We start from the raw sequence: 14,433 nt of genomic DNA on the forward strand, positions 1-14,433 counted from the left end.
CCTCGTGGCCGACACCACAACGCGCCTCGACATCGATCTGCGCTTCTCGCTGGGCGAGCCCAGAGATGACCGTGAGCCGCTCGTCGGTACCGTCACGGCGGCCGGCCTGGAGATTGAGGTGTTCCTGAGTGAACCCGAGCGCTTCCTGCACAGCCATCTCACCTCCCTGGCCGATCTGCGCACCGTGGCGGCTGGCCTAGCCGAGCGGTCGATGGTTGTCGCCGTGTCAGGACCCGACGGCGTGATCGTCCGGATGGGCGCGGTGCGGGCTCCACTTGCGCAGCGGATGGTGACCCGCTCGCCGCATCTCAGGCTGGGGACCGCCGCGGCCGTAAGCTCGCTGCTCAAGCACTGGCGTCAGCCACCACCGCCCGAGCAACGGTTGCAGCTGCCGCCGACGACACCGTTCCCCCTGGTCCCCACGGTCTCCCGGCGGATCAGGAAACACGTCACGACGACCCACTACACGCCGGGTTCAGGACGCCCCCGCCTGATATTCGTGGTGGGATCTGAGAACTGGGACGGCCAGCCGCCCCGCGAGTTCAACCTACTGCCCGAGAACACTCGGATCGGCAGCGGCGCAGACGCCGACCTGCGCCTGGATGGGCTCGACCTCCTGCACGCCGAGATCCGGCACAACGCCAACGACGAGTACGTCCTCATCGCTCACGGCATGGTCGGCGGCGGCTCGAGTTCGGCGCAGCCCGAGCAGGGCCTGATCCTGCGCACCGGTGCCCGTATCGAAATGGGGCGCTGGCGCATGGGCTTCTTCCGGGAGGAGTACGCCGATCATGGTCGCCCTTACGGCGGCCGGCTCGGCGGGGAGCTCTCGGTGCAGAAGCCCCAGCCGGATCGCCGGTCGCGACGGGACTGAGTACCGCACTAACGCGAATCAGCTCGCTCGTGTAGGGCGAGCGAGCTGATCTTGCGCACCAATGTACTCCGGCCTTCGCCCAGCGCAAGGCCGTTTTTCATGCCCTCAGCGATTACTCAGGTGCGGGCCTGCTCGACCTCGGGCTGCTGGTCGTCGGTGTCCTCGTCGGCCTCCACGCGCCGGCTGCTGAGCCGCAGGGTCGCGATGAGCCCGATCACGAGGAAACCGGCGGCCGCGAAGGCGGAGTACCTGGTTCCCTCGCTGAACGCCTCACGGGCGGCCTCGGCCACCGCTGGACTCTGAGCGTCGAGGGCGGGGATGGCGGCTCCCGCGCTGTCGACAACGGTATCGACGATCTGGCTGCTGGTGGCCGCCGGCACATCGAGGTCGGCGAGCTTGGCGTCCAGCGACAGTCCCACCGAGGTGAACAGCACGGTGCCGAGCACGGCGATGCCCAGGGCCGAGCCGATCTGGCGGGCTGTGCTCGAGGTCCCTGAGCCTTGGCCGCTCTGTTCGATGGGCACGTCGCCGAGCACGACGCCGGTGAGCTGGGCGGTGGCCAGGCCCACACCCATGCCGTAGACGAACAGGAACGGCACGATGGCCAGCCAGGTCGCATCCACGGTGATGACGGTGCCCAGGCCGGCGACGCCGAGGATCTCGGCCACGATCCCTGCGCGCACGATGGTGAGCGGGGAGACCTTGTTACCGAAGGCGCCCGCGATGCCGCTGGCCACGAACGAACCGATGGCCAGCGCCAGCAGCACAAAACCGGTTTGCAGGGCGTCGTAGCCGAGCACGTTCTGCAGCCAGAGCGGCAGCGACAGGATGATGCCGAATTCGCCGAGCGAGACGATCAGCGCGGCGATGTTGCCGTTCCGGAACGACGCGATCCTGAACAGCGAGAACGCGAGCAGGGTGGTCTTGCCCAGGCGCTGGCGGTGCAGGCCCCACCAGATGAAGGCGATGCCGGCGAGCAGGGTGACCAGGAATGCGACCGGGATGATGGAAAGCGTGAACGGCCAGGTCCAGTCGCCGATGGTGGGCGCGGTCTTGGTGAGCCACCAGCCGTAGGTGCGGCCCTCGATGAGCCCGAACACCAACGACGCGCTGGTGATCACCGACAGCACGGCACCGATCACATCGATGCGCCGGGGCACACCCGTGTCCTTGGACTCGGAGACGAAGATCAGCACGCCGACCACGATCACCAGGCCCAGCGGCACGTTGATGCCGAATGCCCAACGCCAGGAGAAGTAGGTGGTGAGCCAGCCGCCGAGCAGCGGCCCGACCGCGACCATGCCGCCGATGGTGGAACCCCAGATGGCGAACGCGATGCCGCGGTCGCGGCCCCGGAAGGTGGCATTGATGAGCGACAGGGTGGTGGGAAGCACCATGGCGCCGCCGACGCCCTGCACGAGCCTGGAGGCGATGAGCAGGTCACCGGTCTGCGCGAAGGCGGCGAGCACAGAGGCGGCGGCGAAGATGACCACGCCGGAGAGCAGGATGCGCCGGCGGCCGTACCGGTCGGCGAGGGTGCCGAAGACCAGCAGCAGCGCGGCGAAGACCAGGGTGTAGCTCTCCTGAACCCACTGCACCTGGGTGGAGGTGATGCCCAGGTCGTCGATGATCGAGGGGATCGCGACGTTGACGATGGTGGAGTCGACGATGATCAGGGCGACGGCGATGCTGATGAAGACCAGGCCGAACCAGCGTCGGCGGGCGCCGGTCATGCGCGCACCAGCTTGTCGGCACTCTGCCGGCGCGGGGCGCGGATGCGGAGGATCACGGTGACGGCGACAACCGCGACGACCGCGACGATGGCGGCCACCGCGGTGGGTGTGGAGAGCAGATCGCCGGTGAGCCGGGCGATCGCAACCCAGACGAGGCCCCAGCAGAGCGCCAGGGTGGGGGTGAGCCGGCCCCGGCCGACGATGGCGAGCAGCACGCCCACCAGGCCGGCCACGGCGATCACCACGACCGACCAGATATCGGCGGCCAGGCCGAAGCCGGTGAACCCGGCGGTCACGAGGACCGCGGTGATGTTGGCGGCCGTGGCCACGCAGACCCAGCCGAGGTACAGGCCGATCGTGCCGTCCACCAGCACCGTCTCGACGAGGCTGTGCGGCCGGGTGTCGAGGATGATCAGGAAGGTCCAGACGAGCACGGCCAGGAGCAGCACGATGACGGGCACGCTCAGCCAGAGCAGGTCGAACTGCACGCTGAGGATCCAGGCTGCGTTCAGCAGCAGAGAGGCCGCGACGGCGTAGCCGAGCCGGCGCTGCCTCGGGTCGGTCGCCTGCCGCGGCAGGAGCTGCCAGATCGCGTAGAGCACGAGTCCGGCATAGATCGGGGTCCAGATCGCGAAGGCCGGGCCCCCGGGCGCGATGGGGGTGGCGTCGGCGGCCAGAGCTCCCCCGGAGGCGTTCTGAATGGGGGTGCCGCCCGCGGCGCCGGACCCGATGAACGAGCCGACGAGGGCGAGGATCGCGCTCAGCAGCACGGTGCCCTGGCGAAGCAGGTCGCGAGACACTGTCATGGGAATCTCCTTGGTGCCGGCGGGGACGCCGGCAATTGATCAGCTAGCTGACTAAACCACGGTAGCAGTACATTGAGGGGGTGACTACTCCCGATTCCGGCATGGACCAGTGGCCGAACGGCCGGCTGCTCTCTACGGCCGCCCGGCTCGTGGAGCACGCCTGGATCGAGGCCCTCGAGTCGCTCGGCCTCACGCACGCCGGCCTGATCGTGCTGCACCTGTTGGGTGAGGGTGCGCAGAGCCAAACCGACCTTGCACGGCAGGCGCGTGTGCAGACGCAGACCATGTCGCGCACTCTCGACCGGCTGGAGCGCCAGGGCCTGGTGGCGCGCATCCGCGACGAACGTGATGCCAGGCGCCACCTGGTCACGCGCACGGATGCCGGCACCGGCGTCTGGCGGCAGGCTCGCACGCTGGAGGCCGATGTGTTTCCGCCGCTCGAGAACGCCGACGAATTGCGGGCGGCGCTGTTGGAGATCATCACCGCGTCGTCGGCCCGGCGCTGGTGAGACCGGCGCCGGCGAGCCCCGCGGCTTAGAGCTTGCGCACCAGCCGCTCGAGCTGCTTCACCGAACCCTCGGTCTCGGCCAGGACCACGGCCACGGTGTCGCCCAGGTGTTCCGCCCGAGCCACGAGCAAACCGTAGACGAGCGTGTTCTCGCCGTCTTCGTGGGCGGCCTGGGCGGCCTGCTCGAGTTCCTCGATGTAAAGCAGCCTGTCGTGCCTGTCGCCGAGCCGCTTCACCACCGGCTTGGCCACGCCGGCGATTTCCGTGTAGCGCCGGCGCAGCTTGGCGAATCGTTCCGCGGCCGCGGCGTGCCTGGCCGCGGCCTTGGCCGCCGCCTTCGCCGCTGCCTTACGAGTGGCCTTCGTGCCCCGTGTCAGCGTGATCGCGGGCTCGACCGGCGCCACCGGGTCGGCCAGGGCCACGGCCTGGGCTGCGTAACGCAGCCGGCGGGCCGCCTTGCGCACCTCGTGCAGCGCCGCCTCCGGCGCATCCGAGCCGGTCACACGGGAGGTGGTGCGGGCCAGGATGGCGACGGCCTTGGTGAGGTCCCTGGCGATCTCCTTCGGCGCGGGCCGCTCGGCCTTACTCGTCATCGGCGGCCACTCCGCACAGGCCTCGAGCGCGTCGAGCAGCCGGTAGTAGCGGGTGCTGAGCAGGTAGGCGCGCACGTTGGCGAGGCCCTCCGCGTACACCCGGCGTGCTCCCCCGACGAGCCGGATCTCGGCGTCACCGGTGGGGTGCGCTGTGATCCCGTCGAGCTCGGCGGCCAGCCGGCTGCCGCGCACCTCGGCGTCGCGCGCACGGCCTAATTCGATGCCGAGTTGCTTGAGTTCGAAACGCAGCTCCGCCACGGCCGACTTCTCGAACAGCCGACCATAGACCGCGAGCACGCTGCGCAGGCGGCGCACTGTCGTGCGCATCCGGTGGATCGCGTCTGGCGCATCGGCCCTGGCGTGCGGGTCGTCGTCGACGAGTTTTTCGGTGAGCTGGCGTAGGGCGCCCACGACGATCACAGCCACGGAGTTCGGGTCTTGCAGGGGCGGCGCCGGCAGCAGGCCGGGCAGTACCGGGGCCCCATCGAGCTCGGCGAGCGAGTCGACGCCCACCGCCCTGGCGATCTTGGCGATACTCGACGACGGGTGCGCGCCGGCGGCGAGCAGCGCCTGTTCGATGCTGTCGAGCAGGCGGGTGCGCTTCTTGCGGGTGTCGGGGGCGCCGTCCAGCAGCTCGGCCTCCCATTCCCGCCACTTGCGGTAGGTGCCGCCGCGCACATCGGATGCCGAGACGTCGTCGTCGGCGATCTCAGCGAGAGCGCTGCCGTCGGGGCCGTGCAGGTGCACCGTGGTGCGCACGGTGGTGACCCGAGCCAGCGGGGTGAGCGGGCGGTCGCGCACGATCGCGCGGACGGGTTCGAGCACGTCGGTGGGGATGGCGCCGGGTTCAGAGCCGTCGGCGCCGCCGACGTCGAGGGGCCAGTGCACCTCGGTGCGGCCCTCGTCGGCGGGCATCTTCAGGTGCCAGCCGGCGTCGCCGCCGCCCTCGCGGCGACGCAGCACGATGCGACGGCGGGCAAGGTCGTGGTCGGCGGTGTCGTAGTACACAGCGGTGAGGGTGAACGAGTCCGGTGCGCTGACCTGCGCGATGGCGTCGATCCCCTCGAACTGGGGGATCCGGCTGAGCGCCTCGACGTCGTATTTGCGTTCGATCTCGGTCTGTGCGCGCCCAGTCATGTCTCCTGTCTACTACCTTGGACGCATCCGGAGGAATTTTGGGGGATTTCATGAGCGCTTCGTCACCAGAACTCGGTGAACCGCGGTGGTACGCCGATCCGGCAGGCGGCGCCGGCCTGCGCTGGTGGGACGGCACGCAGTGGACGACCGCGGTGATGGGGCCGGCCGAACTCGGCCCGCCCGTGCAGCAGCCGTTGCCGCCGGAGACACCCGTCTTCACCGTGAGCCTCTGGATCATCGTGTTCCTGCCGTTGCTGGCGACGGCGGCGGTCATGGTGATGCCCGGCGCTCCCCTGTCCTCTGTCTTCGACATGCAGGCGAGCCGGCAATTGTCGACTTTCGATTCGGCCGAGTTGATTCGGAACCTGTTGAGCCTGGCGATCTACGGCACCACGGTCGCCCTGGCCTTCGCCGACCGTCGGGCCCTGCTGCGGGCCGGGTACCAGCGCCCATTCCACTGGGCGTGGGCCTTCCTGTCGACGGGCGTTTACGTGGTCGGCCGTTCGGTGATCGTGCAGCGCCGGATCGGTCGTGGGCTCACGCCGATCTGGGTGTGGGTGGGCGTCACGATGCTGGGCCTGGTGGTGTCGGTCAGCTCGCTTCTGCGGTAATCGAGAACACCACGCCGTGATCGTGGAGTTCGATACGTAGGCGGTCGAGGCTGGGCACCACGAGGTCGGCGTCGAGTTCGGCTGCGGAGTGTGTGCCGACGACGCCGATGGTGGCGCAGCCCGCCGCGCGGCCCGCGGCCAGTCCGGCGGGTGCGTCTTCGATGACGACGCACTGCCTGGCGTCGAGGCCCAGGCGGTCGGCGGCCTCGAGGAACGGGTCGGGGGCCGGCTTGCCCTTCGCGGTGTCTTCGACGGTGACCACGGTGGCCGGGGCATCGAACCCGGCGGATGCGAGTCGGATGCGGCAGAGCGCGCTGGGGCAGGAGGTGACGATCGCCCGGCGCTCCTCGGGGAGGCTGTTCATCAGCTCTGCAGCGCCCGGAAGGATCGTGATGTCGGAGGTATCGGCGAGTTCAAGTTCGTTGACCCTGGCGAACGAGGATTCCACCTGATCCGGCGCGACCAGGTCGGCGATCATCTCGCGGCCAGGCCGGCCGTGCTGCACGCCGGCGAAGCGCAGACCCAGGTTCATCTCGTCGGCCCAGCGCCGCCAGGATCGGTTCACGGCCATGGTGGAGTCCACCAGGGTGCCGTCCATGTCGAAGAGCACGCCCTGAAAGACCCGGCCCAGAACCGCGTGATCGTCCCCCTCGTGGACCACCTCCGGTACGGCCTGCAGCACCGACTCGAGAACAGCGCCGATATCAACCCCGGTCGGCGTCTCAGCGTTGGGGCCAGGCGAGTTCTCGGGGGTCGTCATGGGATGTCCTTCTTCCGAAGCACCGTCGAGGGCGGTGATGCTCCTCCTTCGAGCCTAACGAAGGCCCACAAACGACCGGTAATCTGCTCACTCGGTTCATTCGGTGTGTGGTGGTCTTCGCGTCCGCGGGTCATGTGCCCGGTGCTGGTTGGGTTTCCGCCAGGTCCCGCTCGGGTCGAGCCAGGCTGGTGCCGTGACTTCGGGCATGCCCAAAACCATCCGGATCTGCCACCCACCGGTGCTGAGGGTGTGGTGGTGGTACCAACACAGCAGCACCCCGTTGGAGACATCGGTGGGCCCGCCGTCCTGCCAGGACGTCACATGGTGGACTTCGGTCCACTGCGGCGGGCAGTCACAGCCCGGGATGACGCAGCCACCATCGCGGGCCGTGATGGCCTTGCGCTGCAGCGCTGTGAAGCAGCGTACTTTGTCGCCGAGGGCGAGGACGGCGCCGTTGCCGCCGAAGAAGATCGGCCGGTACCCGCCGTTGTCGATCATCTGGTTGATCGTCTTCATCGAGATCGGCCCCTCCACCCCGTCGATCCACCCCACCCCGACGCCGGCGAGCAGATCCGTGGCGCTCACGTGCACCATCACGGTGGGCGGCATGCCGCCCATGGTCGGGGTGCGGGGGTCTTGGGCGACCTGGGTGAGGATGCCACGGAGCATGTCGGCGCGTTTCTCCCCGCCGGTGCGCTCATCGATGACCTCGCCGGGCACGAGTTCACCGGCCTCGATGCGCTGCTGCTCCTCTGCGGAGGGGAATGCGGGGGCCGAGCGGGCGGACTGGAAGGTGTTGAACACGCCCTGCATGATGCCTTTCAGCTCCGGCGTCACCGCGCCGCGCAGGGGGTGGAGGCCGTTGGCGAGTCTGCCGAAGGAGAACGTCGACTTCGCTTCCAAGACTGCTTCGTTCGGCGCGACCCCGTCGGGGTTGAGGAACGCTTGCCACTGCAGGGCCATGGCGTGCAGGGAATCGACGGAGTAGACGGATCCGTCCGAGTCGCCCAGTCGTGCCACCGGTCCGGTGAACACCGTGTCGGAGTCGGTGGGGTTGTCGCCGGGGCCGGGGGTGCGGCCGAAGATCGACCCGGTTGCACTTTCGACCAGGGCCGCTTCACAGCCGTGCACGTCGTCCTGGTTGGCATCGAACCGGCCATGCACCGTGTAGTCGGCCAGACCCTTCACAATGATCTCCGCCGCATCAACACCCAACTCGCCCGCCCGCAGTGCCGCGGCGACTACCGGGAACACGGGCTCCAGCACCCTGTCGCCGAGCACCCGCGGGCAGACCTTGTCGCCCAGCGCTACCCGCCGCTTCATCTCCGGCACCGAGGCGCCCGTCAACCGGGTGAGGAGGTCGTTCGCGTGCGAGCAGCCCAACCTCCAGGCCAGGGATTCGGTGCCCAGGAACCGCCGCGACCGGTACCCCACCACGGTCGCCGTCGCCACCCGGGCCGCGTCCACCGGCCGGCCGGTGCGCTCCACCATTTGAGTAAGCGCCACCACCTCGGGGTCGCTCAAACCCTCCACGTCGATGGACTCCATCAGGTCTTGGAACTGCCGAGCAAGCCCATCAATGGCCGTCAACTTCTCGCCGAACGCCCCGGCCAGCACCCTCTGCACTCCAGGCAGCTCGGACGGGTCCCGCCACTGCGGCCGCTTGTCGCCCGGGGCGCGGCGGGCCCCGCCGCCAGCGGGCGTGCCAGCCGGCGCAACCCGGGCCGGGCCGGCAAGGCTCGTGTTCCAGTCACACGGCGCATCTGCACCGGAAGACGCAGCGGGAGTGTCTCCCGCTGCTGCTGTGGAACCACCTGCCAGGTCTTCGTCCATACCTTCATTCTCCCACGAATGAGAGGTTTACGCGAGGATATCTCATGTTATCCACAAGGAAATCTCGCGGATTTATCCGGCTCGACCCAGCGGAAGGCGACGCACGTCTAATAGGAAATAGGCCGCAAAATAGGACGTTCTGGCCGATTCCGTCCTCATAAACTCACTATCTCCTCATAAAGTCGCTGTCTCCTCAGAACGTAACTTCGACTAATACCCAGCTGCTCTGAGGCCGGGTCGCTGGGTCTCGACAAGCTCGACCAGCGCGGGGTGCGTTCTACAGGCCGGGTTGCGGGGTCTCGACAACCTCGACTAGCGCGGGGCGTGTTCTCGAGGCCGGGTCGCGGGGTCTCGACAAGGCTCGACCAGCGCGGGGCGTGTTCTCGAGGCCGGGTCGCGGGGTCTCGACAAGGCTCGACCAGCGCGGGGCGTGTTCTCGAGGCCGGGTCGCGGGGTCTCGACAAGCTCGACCAGCGGTCGGCTGGCACCCGCTCGACGAGCTCCGACAAGGGCGTGGTGCGGCGCGGGGTGGGGTGGTTACGCTGAAGGGATGAACCTTCCTCCCGTCGCCGCCCAGAAGCCCACGCGGCGCATCCACCACAACGATGTCTACGTCGACAACTACGAGTGGCTGCGCGACAAGGACGCCCCGGAGGTGACGGCGCACCTCGAGGCCGAGAACGCGTACACGGATGCCCGCACGGGCCACCTCGAGCTGCTGCAGGAGCAGATCTTCGAGGAGATCAAGGACCGCACCCAGGAGACCGACCTCAGCGTGCCCGTGCGCCGCGGGCAGTGGTGGCACTACACCCGCTCGGTCGAGGGCCAGGAGTACGGCATCCACTGCCGCGCGCCGATCTCGGGCCCGGACGACTGGACTCCCCCGGTGATCGAACCGGCGACCGATGCCGCCGACAGCACCGCGCCGGGCCTGCCCGGCGAGCAGGTGCTGCTCGACGACAACGCCGAGGCCGCCGGTCACGAGTTCTACTCGCTCGGCTCGTTCGACGTGAGCGACGACGGCACCCTGCTGCTCTACGCGGTCGACATCGAGGGCGACGAGCGCTACACGGTACGCATCCGCACCATCGCCACCGGCACGGACCTCGCCGACGAGATCCCCAACACCAGCTCCGGCGCGCTCTTCGACCCGAGCGGCCGCTACGTCTTCTACACGACTGTCGACGACGCCTGGCGCCCGGACACCGTCTGGCGCCACGAGGTCGGCAGCCCCACCGACGCCGACGTCACGGTGTTCACCGAACCCGACGAGCGCTTCTGGGTGGGCGTCGGCCGCTCGCGCAGCAACCGGTACCTCATGATCGAGGCCGGGTCCAGCGTCACCAGTGAGACCTTCCTGCTGAACGCCGACGACCCCACCGGTGAGTTCACGGTGGTGTGGCCGCGGCAGGACAACGTGGAGTACGACGTGGAACACGCCGTGATCGACGGCGAGGACCGACTCCTCATCGTGCACAATCACAACGCCGTGAACTTCGAGCTCGTCAGCGTCGCCGCCGGCGACCCGCAGGGCGACCGCCGGGTGGTGCTGGCGCACAACGAGCGCATCCGCCTGGAGAGCGTCGATGCCTTCCGCGACTTCGTGGTGGTGGAGTACCGCAAGGACGGCCTCACCCGGGTGGCCTACGCCACCAAGCGCGGCGGCGGCCTCACCGAGATCAGCTTCGACGAGGAGCTCTTCTCCGTCGGCACCGGCGGCAACCCGGAGTGGACCCAGCCCACCATCCGCCTGGGCTACACGAGCTTCGTGACGCCGTCGACGGTCTACGACTACGTGGTGGCCACCAAGGAACTGCGCCTGCTCAAGCAGCAGCCGGTACTCGGCCACTACGATCCGACCCTGTTCGAGCAGCGCCGCGAGTGGGCCGTCGCCGGCGACGGCACCAAGGTGCCCATCTCCATCGTCTACCGCAAGGACCTCGTCGAGCCCGGCACCCCGGCTCCGACGCTGCTCTACGGCTACGGCTCCTACGAGATCAGCATCGACCCGTCGTTCAGCATCTCCAGGCTCAGCCTGCTCGACCGGGGCATGGTCTTCGCGGTCGCGCACGTACGCGGCGGCGGCGAGCTCGGCCGGCTCTGGTACGAGAACGGCAAGACCCACCAGAAGCGCAATTCATTCACCGACTTCATCGCCTGCGCCGAGCACCTCATCGACTGCGGCTACACCTCGGCCGACCGGCTCGTGGCCGAGGGCCGCAGTGCCGGCGGCCTGCTGATGGGCGCCGTCGCCAACCTGGCCCCCGCCCTGTTCGCCGGCATCCTCGCCGGCGTGCCGTTCGTGGACCCGCTCACCTCGATCCTCGACCCGAGCCTGCCGCTCACAGTGATCGAGTGGGACGAGTGGGGCGACCCGCTGCACGACGCCGAGGTGTACGCCTACATGAAGTCGTATTCGCCGCTGGAAAACGTGCACCAGACGCACTACCCGCGCATCCTCGCCGTCACCAGCCTCAACGACACCCGTGTGCTCTACGTCGAGCCGGCCAAGTGGGTCGCGAGGCTGCGTGAGGTGGGGGCGGATGCCCTGCTCAAGACCGAGATGTCGGCCGGCCACGGCGGCGTCTCCGGCCGCTACGCCGGCTGGCGCGAGCGCGCGTTCGACTACGCCTGGCTGATCGACGCCGCCGGTGCGCACCCCACCGGCGAGGGCGAACTCGCCGCGGCGGCGGGGGCCCAAACTGGGTCAGGTGACCCAGTAAACTGACGCGGTCGCGGACTCCCGCACATCGACCGGCAGGAGAGCTATGCGGCGCCTGACCCGCACCGAGCGCATCCTGCTGTGGGGTGTGCCGACGGTGCTGGGGACCTATCTCGTCGTGTTGGCCGTGCGCGGAAACGGGTACAACCCGCTGCTCGACGGGTGGCTGGCCCTGGCCTGCGATTGGGCGGCGGTGGCCCTGGTCTGGGCGGCCTGCGCCCGGGTGCGCCCCCGCCGGCTCGATGTTGTCTGTGCGGCGCTGGCTCTCACCGCCCTGGCCCTGGGCGACACCGCCAATCGTGTGCTGCCCACCGGCGTGGGCCCGACCTGGCTGCCGAGCCCGGCTGACCTCTGCTATCTCGCCTTCTACGTCTGCATGATGGGCGCCCTCGCGGTGCTCGCCCGCCGATCGCTGCGCGGACAGGCGTGGTCGGTGCTGCTCAGCAGCGCCGTGGGCGGCCTGGGCGCGACGTCGCTGCTCGCCGTCGTTCTCAGTCCCACCATCGAGGCAGCCCTGAACGGACCGTTCTCCGCCGCGGTGCTGATGAGGATCGCGTTCCCGGTGTTCGACCTGCTGCTCGTGGCGACGCTGGCGGGCATCGCCTCTGCGCCGGTGACGGTGCTCGGCCGTCACGGCCTGCTCCTCGTGGCCGGACTTGTGATGTTCGCCGCAGCGGATGTGATGCACGCCCTGCGGTTGCCGGAGGATGCCGTTCCGCTGGGGGTGGCGCTGTACGCCGGCTGGGCCGTTGGCTTCGCGCTGATCACCGGCTGGGTGCTGGTCACCGTGCGTCTGCGCCGGCGGTCACCGCGGGCCGCGTTGGGCTCGACGACCGCCACGACCGCCGTGGCCGTACCCGTCGTCGCCACCGCCGCGGGACTCGGCGTGCTGCTGCTGGCCAGCCAGACACACGTGTCGCTGCTCGCGGTGTGCCTGGCCGGATCCACCCTGGCCCTCGCCACGATTCCGCTGGCGTTCCGGCAGCGCATCCTGCACTCCCTCTCCCGCACCGACGAGCTCACCGGGCTGCCCAACCGCCGCGCCCTGGCGATGGATGTCTCGGCCCGCCTGCGCGCGCCGGACGCCAGGCCCAGCGCCCTCCTGGTGCTCGACATCGACAGGTTCAAGGAGGTGAACGACAGTCTCGGCCACGAGGCCGGTGACCGGCTGCTGAGCCGGATCGGCGAGCGGCTCGCCGGCGTGCTGCGCTCCGGGGACCTCCTCGCCCGCCTCGGCGGCGACGAGTTCGCCGTGCACCTGCACCACGCCGACGCCCAGCGGGCCACGGCCATGGCCAACCGGCTTCGCGCGGTGACGGCCAGGCCACTCGTAGTCGACGGGCTCAGCCTCGAGCTCGGCCTGAGCATCGGCATCGCGCTCGCCCCCGAACACGGCTCTGACCTCGGCGGCCTGCTGCGCAACGCCGACATCGCCATGTACGCGGCGAAGACCACCCGCATGGGCCAGCGCATCTATTCGACCGGGGACGAGAAGAACGACGCCATGCGGCTGCGCACCCTGCAGGAACTGCGGGTGGCCCTGGCCGAGGACCAGCTGGTGCTGCACTACCAGCCCAAGGTGAACCTGCGCACGAACTCCGTGCACGGCGTCGAGGCCCTGGTGCGCTGGAACCACCCCACCCGCGGGCTGCTGCACCCCGGCGAGTTCCTCGACGTCGCCGAGCAGGGCGGCCTCATGCGCACCCTCACCAGCACCGTGCTCAGACTGGCCCTTGACCAGGCGGCGCTCTGGCACGCGCGCGCCCTGCCGCTCACCATCGCGGTCAACCTGTCCTCGCGGTCGCTCGCGGATTTCCGGCTGGCCGGAATCGTCGTGGACATGCTCGAAAGCCGCGGCCTGCCGGGCTCTGCCCTGATGCTCGAGGTGACCGAGGAGTTCCTACTCGTCGACCGCGACCGGGCCCGCGCCATCCTGGTGCGACTGCGGGATGCCGGCGTGATGATCGCCGTGGACGACTTCGGCACCGGCTACAGCTCGCTCGCCTACCTGCGCGACCTGCCCATCGACGAGCTCAAACTCGACCAGTCCTTCGTGATCCCGATGCTCGACGACGACAGGGCATCCGCCCTGGTCGCCTCGTCTATCCACCTGGGCCACAGCCTGGGCCTGCGAATCGTGGCCGAGGGGGTCGAGACCGCAGAGGTGCTCGAGCAGCTCACCCGCTTCGACTGCGACGTGGCGCAGGGGTACTTCCTCTCCAGGCCAGTGCCCGCCGCCGCGCTCGAAGCGTGGCTCGTCGACCGCGCCGCGGCCACCGGCACGGCTGTGCCGCTGGCGGTGGCGGGAATAGAGTGACGTCGACGCCACCGGGTGGCTGCGCGTCACGGAGCGAAGGAGCACACCATGCAGATGGATCGCATCGAGCTTGAACCGCGCACCCTGCTGGGCGTGCACGAGGTCGTGAAGATGGCCGACCTCACCGACTACTTCGGGCGGGCCTTCGAGGCCTCGGCCGCCGCGCTCGCGCGCCAGGGCCTGGCACCGGCCGGGCCGCCCCTCGCGCTGTACCACGGCATGCCCACAGACACCGTCGACGTCACGGCCGGTTTTCCGGTGGCGGCAACGGCCCAAGCCACCGAGGGCGTCGCCGTGACCACGCTGCCCGACGGCCCCGCCGTGGCGACGGTCTATGTGGGCCCGTACAACGGCATGACCCGCACCTACGACGAGATCGCCGCCTGGCTGCAGGCCGAGAAGCTCACCCCGCGCCCGGACATGTGGGAGGAATACCTCAGCGGTCCTGACACCGACCCCAACCCGGCCACCTGGCAGACCCGGATCGTCTTCCCCCTCGCCTGACCGGCGCCGGCCGGCCCGGCGGTGTCGTGGGCGCG

General features: G+C 69.5%; 11 protein-coding genes. 6 read left to right on the plus strand and 5 right to left on the minus strand.

Features of this window, described 5'->3' with window-relative positions; all coding sequences use genetic code 11:
• Positions 1-4: 4 nt before the first annotated feature.
• Positions 5-874, plus strand: coding sequence for an FHA domain-containing protein (locus BJQ94_RS13075; protein WP_265399009.1), 870 nt, complete (start codon positions 5-7; stop codon positions 872-874).
• A 116-nt stretch (positions 875-990) separates the two neighbouring features.
• Here the strand turns inward: BJQ94_RS13075 and BJQ94_RS13080 are convergent, their stop codons facing one another.
• The gene (locus BJQ94_RS13080) at positions 991-2,607 is read right to left on the minus strand and encodes a DHA2 family efflux MFS transporter permease subunit (RefSeq protein ID WP_265399010.1); all 1,617 of its coding nucleotides are present in this window, start codon (positions 2,605-2,607) and stop codon (positions 991-993) included.
• Positions 2,604-3,413 (minus strand): tryptophan-rich sensory protein, encoded by an 810-nt coding sequence (locus BJQ94_RS13085; protein ID WP_265399011.1) that lies wholly within the window; start codon positions 3,411-3,413, stop codon positions 2,604-2,606. Before BJQ94_RS13085 ends, BJQ94_RS13080 begins: the two co-directional genes overlap by 4 nt.
• 80 nt (positions 3,414-3,493) lie before the next feature.
• On the opposite strand from BJQ94_RS13085, the gene BJQ94_RS13090 reads away from it, so the two are divergent.
• The gene (locus BJQ94_RS13090) at positions 3,494-3,922 is read left to right on the plus strand and encodes a MarR family transcriptional regulator (RefSeq protein WP_265399012.1); all 429 of its coding nucleotides are present in this window, start codon (positions 3,494-3,496) and stop codon (positions 3,920-3,922) included.
• 25 nt (positions 3,923-3,947) lie between these two features.
• Here the strand turns inward: BJQ94_RS13090 and BJQ94_RS13095 are convergent, their stop codons facing one another.
• Positions 3,948-5,651: a CYTH and CHAD domain-containing protein gene (locus BJQ94_RS13095; protein WP_265399013.1), complete on the minus strand. Its 1,704-nt coding sequence runs from the start codon at positions 5,649-5,651 to the stop codon at positions 3,948-3,950.
• Positions 5,652-5,701: 50 nt separating this feature from the next.
• Here BJQ94_RS13095 and BJQ94_RS13100 point away from each other — a divergent pair, with 50 nt between their 5' ends.
• Positions 5,702-6,262 carry a DUF2510 domain-containing protein gene (locus BJQ94_RS13100; protein WP_265399014.1) on the plus strand — a complete coding sequence of 187 codons (561 nt, stop codon included), beginning with the start codon at positions 5,702-5,704 and terminating at the stop codon, positions 6,260-6,262.
• Here BJQ94_RS13100 and BJQ94_RS13105 read toward each other — a convergent pair.
• Together BJQ94_RS13105 and BJQ94_RS13110 are read right to left on the minus strand one after the other, a co-directional pair.
• On the minus strand, positions 6,243-7,022 hold the full coding sequence (locus BJQ94_RS13105; RefSeq protein ID WP_265399015.1) for an HAD-IA family hydrolase: 780 nt from the start codon (positions 7,020-7,022) through the stop codon (positions 6,243-6,245). The two genes, BJQ94_RS13100 and BJQ94_RS13105, sit on opposite strands and share 20 nt — an antisense overlap.
• Before the next feature lie 96 nt (positions 7,023-7,118).
• The gene (locus BJQ94_RS13110; protein WP_275875493.1) at positions 7,119-8,855 is read right to left on the minus strand and encodes an HNH endonuclease signature motif containing protein; all 1,737 of its coding nucleotides are present in this window, start codon (positions 8,853-8,855) and stop codon (positions 7,119-7,121) included.
• 550 nt (positions 8,856-9,405) lie between these two features.
• Between BJQ94_RS13110 and BJQ94_RS13115 the strand changes: the two genes are divergently transcribed.
• From BJQ94_RS13115 to BJQ94_RS13125, 3 genes are read left to right on the plus strand one after another with little or no spacing between them, the layout of a single operon-like run.
• Positions 9,406-11,583, plus strand: coding sequence for a S9 family peptidase (locus BJQ94_RS13115; RefSeq protein ID WP_265398599.1), 2,178 nt, complete (start codon positions 9,406-9,408; stop codon positions 11,581-11,583).
• A gap of 40 nt (positions 11,584-11,623) precedes the next feature.
• The gene (locus tag BJQ94_RS13120; protein ID WP_265398598.1) at positions 11,624-13,894 is read left to right on the plus strand and encodes an EAL domain-containing protein; all 2,271 of its coding nucleotides are present in this window, start codon (positions 11,624-11,626) and stop codon (positions 13,892-13,894) included.
• 48 nt (positions 13,895-13,942) lie between these two features.
• Entirely contained in the window at positions 13,943-14,398 is a 456-nt protein-coding gene (locus BJQ94_RS13125) for a GyrI-like domain-containing protein (protein ID WP_265398597.1), read from the plus strand.
• Positions 14,399-14,433: the final 35 nt, after the last annotated feature.

It is taken from the genome of Cryobacterium sp. SO2 (assembly GCF_026151165.2).
Lineage (GTDB): Bacteria > Actinomycetota > Actinomycetes > Actinomycetales > Microbacteriaceae > Cryobacterium.